The 15,378-nt window shown below is 65.2% G+C and carries 13 protein-coding genes; 3 read left to right on the top strand and 10 right to left on the bottom strand.

Annotated elements, in window-relative coordinates; genetic code table 11:
• The first annotated feature begins 36 nt into the window (after positions 1-36).
• Entirely contained in the window at positions 37-1,410 is a 1,374-nt protein-coding gene (locus tag J2808_RS10260; protein ID WP_309815523.1) for an MFS transporter, read from the top strand.
• A 511-nt stretch (positions 1,411-1,921) separates the two neighbouring features.
• On the opposite strand, the gene J2808_RS10255 is transcribed toward J2808_RS10260, so the two are convergent.
• Together J2808_RS10255 and J2808_RS10250 are read right to left on the bottom strand one after the other, a co-directional pair.
• On the bottom strand, positions 1,922-2,623 hold the full coding sequence (locus tag J2808_RS10255; RefSeq protein ID WP_309815583.1) for an SCO1664 family protein: 702 nt from the start codon (positions 2,621-2,623) through the stop codon (positions 1,922-1,924).
• Between the two features lie 42 nt (positions 2,624-2,665).
• Positions 2,666-3,343: an MSMEG_4193 family putative phosphomutase gene (locus tag J2808_RS10250; protein WP_397428027.1), complete on the bottom strand. Its 678-nt coding sequence runs from the start codon at positions 3,341-3,343 to the stop codon at positions 2,666-2,668.
• Positions 3,344-3,428: 85 nt separating this feature from the next.
• On the opposite strand from J2808_RS10250, the gene J2808_RS10245 reads away from it, so the two are divergent.
• The gene (locus J2808_RS10245; RefSeq protein WP_309815516.1) at positions 3,429-4,817 is read left to right on the top strand and encodes a sigma 54-interacting transcriptional regulator; all 1,389 of its coding nucleotides are present in this window, start codon (positions 3,429-3,431) and stop codon (positions 4,815-4,817) included.
• A 42-nt stretch (positions 4,818-4,859) separates the two neighbouring features.
• Positions 4,860-6,863 carry a vWA domain-containing protein gene (locus J2808_RS10240; protein WP_309815513.1) on the top strand — a complete coding sequence of 668 codons (2,004 nt, stop codon included), beginning with the start codon at positions 4,860-4,862 and terminating at the stop codon, positions 6,861-6,863.
• 28 nt (positions 6,864-6,891) lie between these two features.
• On the opposite strand, the gene J2808_RS10235 is transcribed toward J2808_RS10240, so the two are convergent.
• The 8 genes from J2808_RS10235 to J2808_RS10200 all read right to left on the bottom strand — a co-directional run bounded on the left by J2808_RS10235 (position 6,892) and on the right by J2808_RS10200 (position 15,272).
• The gene (locus tag J2808_RS10235) at positions 6,892-7,281 is read right to left on the bottom strand and encodes a VOC family protein (RefSeq protein ID WP_309815510.1); all 390 of its coding nucleotides are present in this window, start codon (positions 7,279-7,281) and stop codon (positions 6,892-6,894) included.
• Between the two features lie 117 nt (positions 7,282-7,398).
• Complete coding sequence (locus tag J2808_RS10230; RefSeq protein WP_309815508.1) at positions 7,399-8,163, bottom strand: short-chain dehydrogenase/reductase; 765 nt, start codon at positions 8,161-8,163, stop codon at positions 7,399-7,401.
• On the bottom strand, positions 8,163-9,704 hold the full coding sequence (locus J2808_RS10225; protein WP_309815505.1) for an FAD-dependent oxidoreductase: 1,542 nt from the start codon (positions 9,702-9,704) through the stop codon (positions 8,163-8,165). The genes J2808_RS10230 and J2808_RS10225 overlap by 1 nt, the downstream gene beginning before the upstream one ends.
• Positions 9,701-11,137: an FAD-dependent oxidoreductase gene (locus tag J2808_RS10220; RefSeq protein WP_309815502.1), complete on the bottom strand. Its 1,437-nt coding sequence runs from the start codon at positions 11,135-11,137 to the stop codon at positions 9,701-9,703. The genes J2808_RS10225 and J2808_RS10220 overlap by 4 nt, the downstream gene beginning before the upstream one ends.
• 30 nt (positions 11,138-11,167) lie before the next feature.
• Positions 11,168-12,550, bottom strand: coding sequence for an FAD-dependent oxidoreductase (locus J2808_RS10215; RefSeq protein WP_309815499.1), 1,383 nt, complete (start codon positions 12,548-12,550; stop codon positions 11,168-11,170).
• Between the two features lie 92 nt (positions 12,551-12,642).
• Entirely contained in the window at positions 12,643-13,476 is an 834-nt protein-coding gene (locus J2808_RS10210; RefSeq protein WP_309815497.1) for an SDR family NAD(P)-dependent oxidoreductase, read from the bottom strand.
• Between the two features lie 2 nt (positions 13,477-13,478).
• Positions 13,479-13,853: an NIPSNAP family protein gene (locus J2808_RS10205; protein WP_309815493.1), complete on the bottom strand. Its 375-nt coding sequence runs from the start codon at positions 13,851-13,853 to the stop codon at positions 13,479-13,481.
• Between the two features lie 3 nt (positions 13,854-13,856).
• Positions 13,857-15,272 (bottom strand): MFS transporter, encoded by a 1,416-nt coding sequence (locus J2808_RS10200; protein ID WP_309815491.1) that lies wholly within the window; start codon positions 15,270-15,272, stop codon positions 13,857-13,859.
• Positions 15,273-15,378 lie beyond the last annotated feature (106 nt).

The following is a 15,378-nucleotide window of genomic DNA, read 5'->3' as shown; positions in this document are numbered from 1 at the left end:
GCAGCTCGCTTCGTTTCCATCCGAAAGAAAAGACCAATGACGATCTCCAACACTAAAGCCAAGCCGAAGGCGGCGTGGCGCGTACCGCTGGCCAGCTTCGCCGGCACCACCATCGAATGGTACGACTACTACATCTTCGGTCTGCTCGCTGCGACAGGCGTCTTCAGCCGCCTCTACTTCCCCGAACAAGACCCGGCGACAGGGCTCCTCCTGGCCTTCGTCACCTACGCCGTCGGCTTCATCGCACGTCCCTTCGGCGGCATGTTCGCCGGCCACTTCGGCGACAAGATCGGCCGCAAGCCCATGCTGGTGCTGTCGCTGCTCATCATGGGTTTCGCGACCTTGGCCATGGGGCTACTCCCCACCTATGCCCAGATAGGTGTCTGGGCCCCCATCCTGCTGACGGTGCTGCGCCTGCTGCAGGGCTTCGGCGCCGGAGCCGAATGGGCCGGCGCGGCGGTCATTTCCATCGAACACGCCCCTCCCGGCCGCAGCGGATTCTTCGGAAGCTTCACGCAAATGGGCGTCCCCGCCGGCATGTTGCTGGCCAACTCCAGCGTCCTGATCGTCAAGTCCTCCGTGCCCGCCGAAGTCTTCGATGCCTGGGCATGGCGAGTGCCGTTCCTGCTCAGCGTGGTCCTGATCGTCATCGGTCTGGTCGTTCGCGCCAAGCTCGAGGACTCAGACGACTTCAAAGAACTCGTTGCGACGAAGCAGACCTCGAAGAAGCCACTGGGCGAAGCCATGAAGAAGGAAACCAAGGGCATCTGGCTCGTCGTCGGCATGCGGCTGGCAGAAAACTCCGCGTTCTACCTGTACACGACCTTCTCGGTGGTCTACATCATGAGGACGTTCGGAGCAGAGCGGGCCAACCAGGGAACATTGTCGGTCCTGATCGCCTCAGCCATAGGCGTCTTCGCCGTACCACTCTGGGCCATCCTCTCGGACAGGATCGGGCGCAAGCCGCTGTACTTGTTCGGCTCCATCGGTGGACTCCTGTTCTTCCCGCTCTACTTCGTCATGACGGACACCGGCAGCGCGCTGCTGGCAACGCTCGCCATCATCATCGGGCTCGCCGTCTTCCATAACTCCATGTACGGCCCCCAAGCCGCATTCTTCTCAGAACTGTTCTCCACCAAGCTGCGTTACAGCGGCGCGTCCATGGGCTACCAATTCGGCTCGGTTCTCGCTGGCGGCATCGCTCCTTTGGTCGCCGTGGCGCTCCTGAACGCAGGAAACGGTGAGCCCGGCTGGGTGATCCTCTACTTCAGCATCATCGGCGTCATCACCGTTGTGGCGACATTCCTCGCACCGGAAACGCTCGGCAAGTTGGACCGGCGCATCACTGCCGCCCACGAGCTGGACGAGAAAAACGCACGTATTTCGCAGGAGCGCGTAAACGCTAACTGATACACCCTGAAGTAAGAAGGACGCCGTCCGTGTCAAAAGTAGACCTGGACGGCGTCCTTTCTTTCTGGGACCAGAAGTGAACCGCCCGCAGACTTGTGGAGCCTATGACGTACGGCGGACCTACCTACCGCGTCAACCGATAGCGGACGTTTCGTCAACCTATCCGCTTCGGCTACGCAATGCCAACCACGCCGTTAAGGGAGGAGAGATCGTAGAGCATGAGATTGGCCATCCTGGAGTCCACGGCGGTGAAGACCAGGCTCTCTTTTTGACCAACTTCCGGTAATTGGACAGCGGGCAAGCATGTACGCCTGAGCACGCTGGACGAGAGCGAGAAGCGACAGATTAAGGGCCAAGGTCTGGACCGGATTCTATGGGCAAGGCCTCCGGCAGGGACACGGGCCACGCCACGACTCACGGAACTGCTGCGGCTCACCCGGCGACGGCAACACCGCCGTTATGCAAAGCTATGGACCGGCTCGCCCGCACGGCCCGGAATCCGGCTACGTGCCTAAACCAGCGGCCACGGGTAGCGCATGCCGGTGCGGTCAACCGGCAACACGCCTTCTCGCAGCAGGCGCTGGACGCGGCGCTGCAAGGCGGTGACCTCGTCGTCATCGAGGAGCTCGGCCACTTCCGGAGGCGCGGCCTCCGCGAGCGGAGTAATGTCCTCGAGCAGGGCTTCCGGGATGGGGTCGCCGGCGAAGTCCCAGATCACGGTGCGCAGTTTGAAGCCGGCCGAGAAGCACAGTCCGTGGTCGATGCCCCAGACCCGGCCGTCATCGCCGCGCAGCACGTGCCCGCTCTTACGGTCGGTGTTGTTGGTGACGTAGTCGAACAGGGCGATGCGGGCCAGCTCGCGATGGGTCTCCGGTGCGCCGGCGAACAGCGTGAAGTAATGCTCCTGGAAGTCGCACTCGATGAACCACTGCAGCGACCCGACCCCCAGCGGGGCCTCCTCGCGGATCACTGTCAGCGGCACCAGGCCCCACCCCAGCGACTCGCTAAGCAGGTAGGCTGCGCGTTCCCGCCGGTAGAGCCCAGGCTCGAAATCGGACAGCGGCCGTTCCCCGGCCTCCGGCTTGTAGACCGCATACGCTAAGTCGTCCGCACGGGCGACCTGAACAAGGAAAGTCTCGTTGCTGCTGCGCGGGATGCGTCCCACCAGCTCCACGGTGCCTTCAGTGAGCAGCGTCAGCTCCGGGCCAGACACCGCCTGCCCCGATTCACCGTCTGCCCCACCGGTCGCCTCCACTCACGGCCCTAGCAGCCCGCTCAGCGGTTCCGACGTCGAATTCACCATCAGCACGGTGGGCGCCTGACCTTCCACAAACGAGATGGCCGACACCGAGCCCGGGCTGATGGCGATGCGCTGGAAGAGATCCAAGGGAGTGCCCAAAGCGTGGGCCACCGCGGCCTTGATGGGATCGGCATGGGAGAAACACACCACCACGCCCCCGGCATGGGCCGCGCGCAGTGCCCGGATCGCACCAACGATCCGCGCCTGCATTTCCGTGAAGCTCTCGCCCCTCGGGAACCGGAAAGTCGAGGGGCTGCGCTGGACGGTCTGCCACTCCGGCAGGGCGGACACATCCGCCAAAGCAGCCCCGGTCCAGTCGCCGAAATCGCACTCGAGCAGCCCGTCGTCGAGCTTCACGTCCCGTCTTGCGCGGGTTGCCGTCGGCTCCGCTGTCTCGTGGGCGCGCTCCAGCGGCGAGGAATAGATGGCGCTAACCGGAAGGTCCGCGAGGCGCTCCGCAACCCGTTCAGCCTGGGCGCGGCCGGCGTCGGACAGGTGCAGCCCCGGTGCCCGCCCCGGCAGCACCCTGCCCGTCGTCGGCGTCACTCCGTGGCGCACCAAAAGAATCAGGGTGCCAGATGCACCCGCTGGCGGTGCCGGCGATTCCGGCGGCATGGCTGCAGTCATCAGCATCCAGCGTATGCCGCACGGCGCCAAGTGAGCAGGGAATGTGGAGAAATCCCTCGATCCCCGCCCGGTGGAGGTCTACCGTTGAGGAGTGAGTGATCGCCCCGATATCTTCACTGTTGGTGAATTGCGTGCCTCCGGCCACGTGCACAAGGACCTGCGCCGCGAAATCCGCGACAACCTGCTCGCCGCGCTCGCCGCCGGCCGCGATCCCTGGCCCGGGATGTACGGCTTCGGCCGGACCGTCCTGCCCCAGCTCGAGCGGGCCCTGCTCGCCGGGCACGACGTCGTCCTGCTCGGCGAACGCGGACAGGGGAAGACCCGGCTCCTGCGCACCCTGGCCGGGCTCCTGGACGAATGGTCGCCGGTAATCGAGGAATCGGAACTCAACGAACACCCCTACGAACCCATCACGGAGCAGTCCCGTGCCCGCGCCCTCACCGAGGGGGACCGGCTGCGCGTGGCGTGGCGCCACCGCTCGGAACGGTACGTCGAAAAGCTCGCGACGCCGGACACCTCCGTCGCCGACCTAATCGGCGACATCGACCCCATGCGGGTGGCCGAGGGCCGCCGCCTCGGCGACCCCGAAACCATCCACTACGGCTTGGTCCCGCGCTCCAACCGCGGAATCATTGCCATCAACGAACTGCCCGACCTCGCCGAGCGCATCCAGGTCTCGATGCTCAACGTGATGGAGGAACGCGACATCCAGATCCGCGGCTACGTGCTGCGGCTGCCGCTGGACGTCCTGGTGGTCGCGTCCGCCAACCCGGAGGATTACACGAACCGCGGCCGGATCATCACGCCGCTGCGGGACCGCTTTGGTGCCGAGATCCGCACCCACTACCCGATAGAGCTCGACGACGAGGTGGCCGTCATCCGGCAGGAGGGGCACCTGGTGGCCGGCGTCCCGCCCGTCATCCTTGAGATCCTGGCCCGCTACACCCGCGCGCTGCGGCAGTCCCCGGCGATCAACCAGACGTCCGGGGTGTCCGCGCGGTTCGCCATCGCGGGCGCCGAAACGGTCGCCGCGGCAGCCCTGCGCCGGGCCAGTGTGCGGGGCGAGGACGAGGCCGTGGCCCGGATCATCGACCTGGAAGCGGCGGTGGAAGTCCTTGGCGGCAAGATTGAGTTCGAGTCCGGCGAGGAAGGGCGTGAACAGGACATCCTGGACCATCTCCTGCGCATGGCCACCGCGGAAGCCGTGCGGGCGCACTTCCACGGCATCGACATGGGGCAGCTGGTGGCCGCCCTCGACGGCCACACCACGGTGACCACCGGCGAACTGGTCACCGCGCGGGAATTCCTGGAGAACCTCCCGGCCCTCAACGGCTCCCGCCTTTACGACGAAATCAGTGAGCGCCTGGGTGCGACGAACGACGGGCAGCGGGCCGCCGCCGTCGAACTCGCCCTGGAAGGCCTCTACCTCGCCCGCCGGATCGCCAAGGAGTCCGACGACGAGGCAACGGTTTACGGCTAAGCAGCCGCTGAAGCAGTTCCACGGCGCAGGACAGGAGGGGCCATGAGCGTTCACAACCGGTCCAGGTACAGCCGGTACAGGGGCGGGCCTGATCCGCTCGCCCCGCCGGTGGACCTGGCGGAGGCCCTCGACGCCGTCGCCGAGGACGTGATGGCCGGCTACTCGCCCCGGCACGCCCTCCAGGAGTACCTGCGGCGCGGCGGCCGGAGCCGTGAAGGCCTGGACGACCTCGCCGCCCGCGTCCAGCAGCGCCGCAGAGACCTCCTGGGCAGGCACAAGCTGGACGGCACCCTGAACGAAGTCCAGAAACTGCTGGACACCGCGGTGCTGGAGGAGCGCAAACAGCTGGCTCGCGACGCCATGATGGACAACACCGACCGTGCCTTCCGGGAGATGCAGCTGCAGAACCTGCCCCGGTCCACGGCCGCAGCGGTCAACGAACTGGCCTCCTATGACTGGCAGTCGAGCACGGCACGGGAAGCGTACGAGCGGATCAAGGACCTGCTGGGCCGCGAGGTCCTGGACCAGCGGTTCGCCGGCATGAAGCAAGCGCTCGAGAACGCCACCGATGAGGACATTGCTGCCGTCAACGAGATGCTGCAGGACCTCAATGAGCTGCTCGACAAACACCGGCGCGGCGAGGACACCGACGCGGACTTCCAGAACTTTATGGCCAAGCACGGCCAGTTCTTTCCCGAGAATCCACAGTCGGTCGAGGAGCTGATCGACGCCCTCGCCCAACGCGCCGCAGCCGCCCAACGGATGCTGCAATCCATGACCCGGGAGCAACGGGAGGAGCTAATGAACCTCTCCGCCCAGGCGTTCGGCTCGCCACAACTCATGGCCCAGCTCGGCCAACTCGACGACAACCTGCGCGCCCTGCGCCCCGGCGAGGACTGGACCGGTTCCGAACGCTTCGAGGGTGAGGAGGGGCTCGGGCTGGGCGATGGCACCGGTGTGCTGCAGGACCTCGCCGAGCTGGACGAGCTGTCCGAGCAGCTCTCCCAGTCCTACAACGGGTCCAGCCTGGACGACCTTGACCTGGACGCGCTGGCCCGCCAGCTCGGGCAGGATGCCGCGGTGACGGCGCGCACCCTCGCGGAGATCGAGAAGGCAATGCACGACGGCGGGTTCCTCCACCGCGGGGCGGACGGGGATCTGCGGTTGTCACCGCAGTCCATGCGCCGGCTCGGGCGGGCGCTGCTGCGGGATACCGCGAAGCAACTTTCCAGCCGGCAGGGGCATCGGGACACGCGCGTTGCCGGGGCAGCCGGGGAGCAGACCGGCTCCAGCCGCCCGTGGGAGTTTGGTGACGCCGAGCCCTGGGACGTCACCCGGACCATCACCAACGCGATCCGCCGCACCATTGCCGGCGGCGGGGACCCGGGCCACGGACTGCGCCTCGCCGCGGACGACATCGAGGTGGCGGAGACGGAGGCTCGCACGCAGGCCGCCGTCGTCCTGCTCGTGGACGTGTCCTTCTCGATGGCCGCCCAGGGACGCTGGGTGCCCATGAAACGCACCGCGCTAGCACTCCACCACCTCATTTCGACGCGCTTCCGCGGCGACCGACTGCAGCTGATCACGTTCGGCCGCTATGCGCAGACCACGGACATCGGCGAGCTCACCGCCTTGCCGCCCTTCCAGACCAAGGGAACCAATCTGCACCACGGCTTACTGCTGGCCGGCAGGTTCTTCCGCAAGCACCCGTCCATGCAGCCGGTCCTCCTGGTGGTGACCGACGGCGAACCGACCGCGCACCTGCTGGCCGACGGGGACACCTGGTTCGACTACCCGCCGGACCCGGAAACCATCCGCGTCACGATTGCAGAGCTGGACCGCCTGGGGCGTGCCGCCACGCAGGTCACGTTCTTCCGGCTCGGCGATGACCCCGGCCTCGAGCGATTCGTCCAGCGGATGGCGCGCCGGGTCGGCGGCCGGATGGTGGCGCCCGAGACCGATGATCTGGGGGCCGCCGTGGTGGGGGAGTACCTCCGAGCCCACTTCCGCGGCCGCCCATACGGCGAATCGGACTGGGTCAAATAAGTTCGTCAGTTTTGGCTCTGAAGGGGAATTACCTGCCGGGCTGGAACAGCTCCACGACGTTGCCTGACGGGTCTTCCAGCAGGATCTGCCGGCCACCGGGGCCGGTGACAATGTTGTTGCGGAAGCTGAGGCCGGCGGTGCGCAGCCGTTCAACCTCGGCGTCGATGTCCGCCACGATGAGGTGGATGCGATTCCACCCTCCCGGCCCCGGTGTGGCACCATCGGGCATCGGCCGGCCCGCGGAGCTGGTTGGCCCGCTCAGGAGAAGCCGCAGTTGGCCGCGTGCGACGTCAGCAAAGGCCGGCGCAGCGCTCATCCTGAGGGTGAATCCGAGGTGCTTCGTGTAGAAGTCGACTGATGCCTCCACGTCATCAACCATGTATCGGACGCTGACCATCTCCGCATCATTGGTGGGCATCTAACGGTCCCTTCATTGTTGCCTGGGTTCCCGGTTCAGGTCGCCTACCAACTGTTATAGCCCCGCCAAGGCAACTTTGGGTGCTCTTTTACCGCGCCCTACTCACCTGGGTGCGGATCAGACTCCAGGGCCTCCGTCGATGGTCAGGATGGTGCCGTTGGTGTACCCGGACCGCGGGGAGGCGAGGAACGCCACGGCGCTGGCGATTTCCTCTGGAGTTGCTGCCCGTCCATAGGGCAGGGCTGCGTTGAGTTCACTCCAGCGGTCCTCGTCACGGAATTCTGCCTTTGCCCTGGCCCGGAGCATCGTTTCATTCCGGGACGTGGACACCGGGCCGGGATTGATCCCCACTACCCGCATGTTGTCCTGCGCGGCCGACTTCCCTAACGCGCGGGTGAGTGCCATCAGTGCGGCATTGCCTGCAGCACCGGCAACGTACTCCGGCCTGAAGGCCTCGCCACCGGCGCCGATGACGTTGACCACCACCCCTTGCCGCTCCTTGAGGTTGGCATAGAGGGACCGGGTCAGGTTGATGTAGCCAAAGACCTTTAGGTCCCAGGCTTCCCTCCATCGGCGGTCATCAATCTGCTGGAGAGTTCCGGGCGGGATGGCGCCGGCGTTGTTGACGAGCACGTCGAGGTCTCCGGTGCCGGAGGTCACCTGTTCCAGACCCGCTTCCGTGGACAGGTCCGCCGCCACGAAGCTGACGGACACGCCGTGCCGCGTGCGGATGGCATCCGTAAGGGCCTCCAGCCGTTCCCCGTTACGGCTGACCAAGACAAGGTTGCAGCCTTCCCCGGCCAACAGCATCGCCGTTTCCCGTCCGATGCCCTGCGACGCGCCCGTGATCAAAACTGTCTTTCCCTGCAAGCCAAGATCCATCAGGCCACCGTAATGGATTCCGCGGGTTTGAGGTCGGAACGCGTCTGGGCCTGAGCCGCATGACGGCCGGCCACCCGCCCGGAGACCATCGCCCAGCCGATGTGCAGCCCGTGGTTGAGCAACTGCAGGCCGCCCTGGCCAGTGGATCCTGCCGCCCACAGCCCTGGGATGGCCTCGCCGTCTTCTGTCGTCACACGCAGTTCCGTGTCGACAGCCAGGCCGCCGTCCGCGAGGGTGATGAAGGCGTTCATCGGGCCAAGCGCGTAGAACGGCCCTTCGCTGACCCCGCCACCAAGGTGTTGCCGGTCGAACCGGCTGTCCGTTCCGCCGGCGACGTCCGCGTTCCAGTCATCGACGGTGGACCGCAAGACGGCCGGATCCAGGCCTGTACTCTGGGCGAGCTCCTCGATGGTGTCGGCCCGGTGATAGACGTCCGGGCGGTACCGCTTATAGTCCTCCACGTAGGCGTAGGCCACACCAGGGAACGTTGAAACGGGGTTCGGCCATGCAGAGAACTTCTTTGCCACCCGCTCATCGAAAATCATAAAGGCGGTGTTTTTTTCATCGGCGGCCGCGGCGCGGGCCATCAGCTTGTCGGAGTCCTCGTTGGCAATCCGTTTCCCGGCATGGCCCACGAGGATGGCACCCGCTTTGTACATCGTGTTGTTTGGGCCCACCCAGCTCGTCAGGGCACCGCGAATGACCACTGCCAGCAGGTTCTTAGGCAGCCGCTCCACAATGAGCCGCATGGCTTTGGACAGAAGCGGGTGCGACGGCAGCAGCTTGATGGGATCCGGCCGCGTTGAAGGGGCGAAGCGCAGTCCCTCATACAGACGGTCCATTTGCAGCATCACGCCGCCAACGCTGGTACCCATGGTGAAGCCGTCACCGGTGTTGTTGGGGTTGACCGGCGGGATCTTCGCAGCAGCTTCGCCGACGAACTTGGCCTTCAGTTTCGTGGACGCCGAGTAGTCGCCGGTGGCGAGGATGACACCCCGGCGGCCGAAGAAATCGGTGCCGTTGGCCCTAGCCCCGATGATCTCTCCCGTCGCGTTGCGCAGCAGCTTCTCCACGTTCATCGAGGTGCGGATCTCGACGCCGCGCTTTCGGCATTCCCGCAGCAGGGCAGAGGCGTAGGCGGAGGAGTTGGGCAGCACATTGTGCATACGGGGCTTCTCATACGGCGGCTCCGGGGTGGGGCCGAGGAACTGCACGCCGATGCTGGACAGCCACTCCACCGTCGCACCCGCGTTCTCGGCCAGGATCCGCCGAAGCGCCTTGTTCTCCCGCTCCTCGAATTCGCCGTTGGCCACTTTCATGTCGGCAACAAAGTGTTCGATGCTGTCATTGACGCCTGCCCGGTACTGGTAGGACGTGTTGGCTGCCGTGAACGAACCGACAGACATTGCCGTGCTGCCGCCCACCTTGGGGCACTTTTCCAGGACAAGCGTGCTGGCGCCGCTGGTTGCTGCTGAAATAGCGGCGCACATGCCCGATCCGCCGCCTCCAATGATCAGGATGTCTGCTGTAGTGCTAGTCACGATGCTTCCTTGTCTGTGGCCGGTTCGCCTGCATAGATCAGTTCGGGGGTTCGACGGGTGCCGAGGGTTGCGCGTTCAGCCGCGGCGCGTCCCGCCCAGCGGCCGGTGATGTAACCCGGGGCCAGGCCGCCTGCGTAGCCGTAGTTGGACAGGCCGCCGATATCGGCGCCAGCGGCATACAGGCCGGGGATGGGCAGGCCGTCGTGGTCCAGTGCCTCGCCGCTGCTGTTGGTGCGCACTCCGCCGAAGGTGAAGGTGATGGACGGCTGGACCATCAGGGCATAGAAAGGGCCGGTCTGTGGAGGCCGGGCAGCGGGGGATACCGGGACACCGAGAGCTGTGCCTCCGCCTTGGCCAGCAACCGTGGCGTACTGCTCAAGCGTGGCAGTGAGTTTGTCCTGGTCGACGCCCCAGGCAGCGATCTTCTGCACCAGCCCGTCCAGAGTTTCCGCCTCCGTGTACGTTCCGCCTGCTTCGATGGCGGTGGCCAAGCGGTCGATGGTGCCGAGGCCGGGAAACGGCTCCTGGATGACCTCGGTGGTGCGGACGTGGTTGTCAAAGATCAGGATGCCGCGGGCTTCCGGCTGGAACGTCACGTCCTGGTTGAGCAGCTCATCGCCCTTGGTTTCGTCCGCAAAGCGCTCGCCGCGGACGTTCACCATCACGGTGGACCCGGAGTAGTACTGGGAGTACGGCAGGTAGTCCGCCGTCTCGAACCGGCTGACCGGGAAGGGCAGGAGATGGCCATAAAACGTGCTCATGGCTGTGGTTCCGCCGGTGCCTGCTGAGCGGGCCAGCCGCAGCCCGTCCCCGACGCTGCCGGGGTTGGAGCGCAACAGGAGGCGGTCGGCGTTCGGCCCCATGTGCCGGGTGAGTTCGTCGCGGGCACCTTGGAACCCGCCTGTGGTGAGTACGACGGCGGGCGCGGAGTAGCGGACGACGCGGCCGTTGGCGTCGCGCGCCGTTACTCCGGTGACGGAGCCGCCGTCGTGCGTCAGTTCGGTGACTGTTATCCCGGTGAGCGTTTCGCCGCCGGCGCGGCGGACTTCCTGACGGCACCAATCCAGGATGGCGTGGATGTCCGTGGAGTACCCGATGCCGAACGTCATGATGTTCAGCTTGGGCTCGGTGGCCACCCGTGCCCCCGATGCCCGCAGCTCAGACAGGGCCTCCTGGTAGTCGCCCACCAGCCGGGCACCGAGCTCGGCTTTCCCCAGCGGGATCCGTGCGTTGTACGCCTCCTCCGTTGGGGCGGTCCAAAACATACCGGCCGAGAGGGCAGCGGAGCCGCCAAAGGATCCTTGCTTCTCCAGCAACACCACCCGGGCGCCCCGGCGGGCGGCGGTCATGGCGGCAGCTGACCCGCTGATGCCTGAGCCCACAACAACCACGTCCATGTGGTGGTTCTCGTCGACGCTTTCTGAAAATGACATAGCAAATACTCCTGTGTGGCGGTGGGGCGTTCAGGCCCGGACGGGGGACAGGTTTGCACTGGCGTGCTGGGCGACGATGCGGCCGAACACTGCGCCTTTGCCCAGCGAGGTTCCAGTCATGTAGGCCGCACCGTGGAATCCGCCCGTGACCTCGCCGATGGCGTAGAGGCCGTCAATGACGTCGCCGTCGATATCCACCACTTGGGCGTCGGAGTTGATGGTGACCCCGCAGTACGTGGTGGTCATCAGGGCCTTGGCCGGGTAGGCATAGAACGGGGCTTGGTCCAGGGGCAGCAGCTCCCCGACGCCGTTGCACAGGTTGGTGCGGCCTGTTTCGTCAGCCTGGTCCCCCGTGATGGAGGCGTTGTACCGGGCCACGGTCTGCACCAGTCCAGCGGCGTCGATGCCAGCGAGTCGGGCGAGTTCTTCAAGGCTGTCCGCCTTGTGCACGTGGCCGATGTTTTCGAGCATACCGATGTCGTTGAGCGGAATTCCGGGGTGGGATTTCGCGCGGATTTTGGCATCGAAGATCTGGAAACCAAGCCCCTCGGCCTCTTTGAGGACCTCCCGGCCCAGGACCTTGTAGGACTGGGACTCGTCCATGAAACGTTTGCCTTCCTTGTTCACCACGATCGCACCCATGTAATAGGCAGTGAGCAGCTCGTGGAACTCCTCACCGGTGTCCGGATGCGAGCCATAGGTGGCGGTGACGTAGGACATGTCAGCCATGCCGGCGCCTAGCTTCCAGGCCATTTTCAGGCCGTCTCCGGTGTTGCCCTTTCCTCCGTAGGGGATGGCGGTGAGGGCATCAGGGGCGAACGTCCGCAGCAGGTGCGTGCTCCGGCTGAACCCGCCGGTGGCCAGCACAATCCCACCGCGGGAATGGAACATTGATTCGCCGTCGGGGGATTGCACGACGACGGCGGTCACTTTTCCGTTCTCGCGGACCAGCCGGGTGGCCCGGTGGTTCAGCCGGGTTTCGCCGCCGTGGGAGGTGAAGTTCCGGTGGAGCGTGGTCAGGACCTCGGTGATGACAGAATTGTGGCTGCGGGGTGCGGACTGTCCAGAACTGATCTCCAGGGCCCTGAAGACCACACCCTGGTCCTTTAGCCAGTGGTAGGTCTCAGCCTGATGGTCCAGGTATGTCTGAAGCAAGGCGCGGTCGCTCACGCCGCCGCCTGCCGCCACCATGTCGTTCAGGAAGAGATCGGCTGAATCGTGCACGCCATCCGCAGCCTGTTCGCCGGTTCCGGAGAACGCGAAGAACCCTCCGCTCATCGCCGTCGATCCGCCCAGGCTGCCAGTCTTTTCCAGCATGACGACGCTGAGTCCGGCTTCTGCCGCTGATGAAGCGGCCGCCTGCCCGGCGATGCCGGAGCCGATCACGACGAGGTCAAAGGAGTATTCGGGCATGGACATTTTGTTGCTCGCTTTCAGGTGTTTCTGGGAGTCGATCGGGAGTGTCCGCTCGCTTCGGAGGCTTTGGGCGGACGCAGGGGACCGGGTCAGCAGGTAAGCCAGCCGCCGTTGACGTCGAGACTGATGCCGGTGATGTAGCTTGACCGGCTGCTTACGAGGAACGCGACGGCATCGGCGATCTCTTCAGGCCGGGCAAAGCGCTTCATCGGGACTTGGTTCAGGAGTTTTTCGTTGACGGGGACGCTGGACATCATGGGGGTCTGCACAAAGCCGGGGGCGACGCCGTTGACCCGGATCTGCAAGTCGGCCAGTTCGTGGGCGAGGCTTGAGGTCAGATTCTGCAGGGCAGCCTTTGACGCCCCGTAAGCTACGGAACTGGGCAGAAAGGGTCCGAATGTGGCGTCCGCCGGACCACCTGTCCCCAGCTTCGAGGTGATGGAGAGCAGGTTCACGATGCTCGCGCTGCCGTCTGTGGGCATGTAGCGGTAGGCCTCACGGATCAGGAAGAACGGGGCGCTGGCGTTGACGGCCATGATGTTGTTCCATTCCTCGTCCCCGAGTTCGAAGAAGGGGACCTTGGCGCCGTTGCGTTTGGGGGAAATGCCAATGGCGTTGACCAGGACGCCGATGGGCGCCACGCCTGCGGCGAGCGCAGCCAGTTCACGGTTGGCTTCGCTGGTGGTCAGATTCCCGGCGAAACCTGTGTGGGCCGCGCCGCTGACTGCGGGAAGGCATGCCACGAGCTGATCGGTGGCCTCACTGTTAAAATCGGCGACGATGACGGCATAGCCTTCCGCGGCCAGCCGGTGGCTGATTGCCCGGCCGATGCCGCCTGCGCCTCCCGTGACAATCGCTGTCTGGGTGAGGGGCCTTTGAGCGGGGACTGCGGGGCCGGGGGCCTCGGTAAGGGTGATTCCCATGGTCAGTTTCTCAATTCTTCGCCGAACGCGGTGTTGGAATCCGCGCCGGAAACGGGCAAAGTCCGGATGGGTGAAAACGAGGTGGGATACATGATTTTGTTCTCCATCGTCATGATCATGGGACGGATGATGGCCAGGCATTCCTGCCACTGGCTGTCCTTGGCCAGCTTGGCCCGGCGCGCCCGGCGGTCCTCGAGGTCTGCGTAGGCCCATAGGTGGTTCAGCTCGTTTTGGCGGCCGAACTCGGTCACGAAGTAGCCAAGGAAACCCCCGAGGATCGGTTTCTGCGCCGGCAGTCCGATCTCTTCATACGCCGCCAGGTAGTCTGCCAGGCTGGCCCCGGTGTGCAGGACGTAAGTGCGTTGTTCAACGATCACGGTTCAACTCACCGCCGAATCGGCGCGGACGGCGCCGGCGTCGAGTTCTTGTGCCGTCTGTGGCGCCGGCTCGTAGCGTCCGAAGCGCTGCTTGTTTCCCTCGAGCGTGGAACCGTCACCCATGAGCAACATGTTCACCAGGGCTACGGCGATTATGACCACCCATGTGATGGTGATGGACAGCGTGCTGCCTCCGCTGATGCTCATCAGCCATGAGGCCAGGAAGGGCGCCGGGGCCGCGAACACCAGGTTGCCGCCGGTGAGGGCCAATGCCGATCCCGTGTAGCGCATGTGGGTGGGGAAAGCCTCGGCAAAGAGGGCGCCCTGTCCGGCGTTACCGAACTGAGCAGATACCAGCGCGAAAGCTACCACCGCGAGGGTCAGGGGGAAGCTGTGCAGGTCAACCACCTGGAAGAAAATGACAGCTGCCACCAGAGTGAAGAAGGACCCGATCATCAGGATCTTGCGCCGACCGTAGACGTCGGCAAGGCGGCCGCCCCACCAGATGGCGATGACGGACAGGAAGTTCGAAATCATGATGATGGTGAAGGTCTCGCTCTGGGCATACCCATGGGTGGTGAGGTAGCTGATGCCGAAGACGCTGACGATGTAGAACGTCACGATGATCGGGGCGTAGGCAAGCATGAGCCGGAGAATGGTCACACCGTGCGTCCGGATCACCATCGCGGGGTTGGTGGTCTCGGCCCCGATTTCCTCCATGCCCTTCTTGAACACCGGAGTTTCTTCGACCTTGAGCCGGATGTAGATGCCCACGGCCACCAGGAGGATGCTCAGCAGGAACGGCAGGCGCCAGCCCCAGGAGAGGAAGTCGTCCTTGCTCAGCACGCCGGAGAGTACGGCAAGCATGAGGTTGGCCATGACCTGGCTGATCGGCGAGCCCATCGCCATGAGGGCGCCGTAGAACGCGCGCCGGTCGGCGGGGGCATGCTCCATGGTCATCAGCTGTGCGCCCGTGGCTTCGCCGCCAAGCGCCACGCCCTGAACGAATCGCATCAGAACAAGTGCCACTGGTGCGATGAAACCCACGGCCGAGTATGCCGGCAGCAGACCGATCACCATGGAGGCGACGCCCATGAGGATAAAGGTAGTGAGCAGGATCTTGCGGCGGCCAATCCGATCACCCAGGTGGCCAAAGAGGATCCCGCCAAGGGGCCGGGCGAAGAAGCCCACACCGAACGTGGCGAACGATGCCAGGAGACCCATCGCCGGGCTGAGTTCATTGAAGAACACGACCGGGAATACCGTTGCCGCCATGGCTCCGTAAACGGCGAAGTCGAACCATTCCAAAGCCGATCCAAACGTGCCGCTGAGTACGGCGCGTTTGGCCTCGGCCGGGGCAGGGGTGGCTGGCCGCAGCGGGCGCTTGGCAGGTTGAATCGAGGCGGGCTGACTCATCATGACTCCTATGTCGGATGAAACGAATAACGATGCGGGGAGGGGAGCGCAGTGACCGCCGGGGAAGGACGGACTGCCTGGCGTTCGCGCTCTCATGCCAAGCGATGAT

The organism is Pseudarthrobacter sulfonivorans (assembly GCF_031454915.1).
Lineage (GTDB): Bacteria > Actinomycetota > Actinomycetes > Actinomycetales > Micrococcaceae > Arthrobacter > Arthrobacter sulfonivorans_C.
This window is presented reverse-complemented; position numbering and strand designations above follow the sequence as displayed.

Excerpts from the sequence above, each read along its gene's own strand:
- J2808_RS10260 (WP_309815523.1), top strand. The coding sequence starts at position 37 with ATGACGATCTCCAACACTAAAGCCAAGCCGAAGGCGGCGTGGCGCGTA.
- J2808_RS10250 (WP_397428027.1), bottom strand. The coding sequence starts at position 3,343 with ATGCTGATGACTGCAGCCATGCCGCCGGAATCGCCGGCACCGCCAGCG.
- J2808_RS10240 (WP_309815513.1), top strand. The coding sequence starts at position 4,860 with ATGAGCGTTCACAACCGGTCCAGGTACAGCCGGTACAGGGGCGGGCCT.
- J2808_RS10235 (WP_309815510.1), bottom strand. The coding sequence starts at position 7,281 with ATGCCCACCAATGATGCGGAGATGGTCAGCGTCCGATACATGGTTGAT.
- J2808_RS10230 (WP_309815508.1), bottom strand. The coding sequence starts at position 8,163 with ATGGATCTTGGCTTGCAGGGAAAGACAGTTTTGATCACGGGCGCGTCG.
- J2808_RS10220 (WP_309815502.1), bottom strand. The coding sequence starts at position 11,137 with ATGTCATTTTCAGAAAGCGTCGACGAGAACCACCACATGGACGTGGTT.
- J2808_RS10215 (WP_309815499.1), bottom strand. The coding sequence starts at position 12,550 with ATGCCCGAATACTCCTTTGACCTCGTCGTGATCGGCTCCGGCATCGCC.
- J2808_RS10210 (WP_309815497.1), bottom strand. The coding sequence starts at position 13,476 with ATGGGAATCACCCTTACCGAGGCCCCCGGCCCCGCAGTCCCCGCTCAA.
- J2808_RS10200 (WP_309815491.1), bottom strand. The coding sequence starts at position 15,272 with ATGATGAGTCAGCCCGCCTCGATTCAACCTGCCAAGCGCCCGCTGCGG.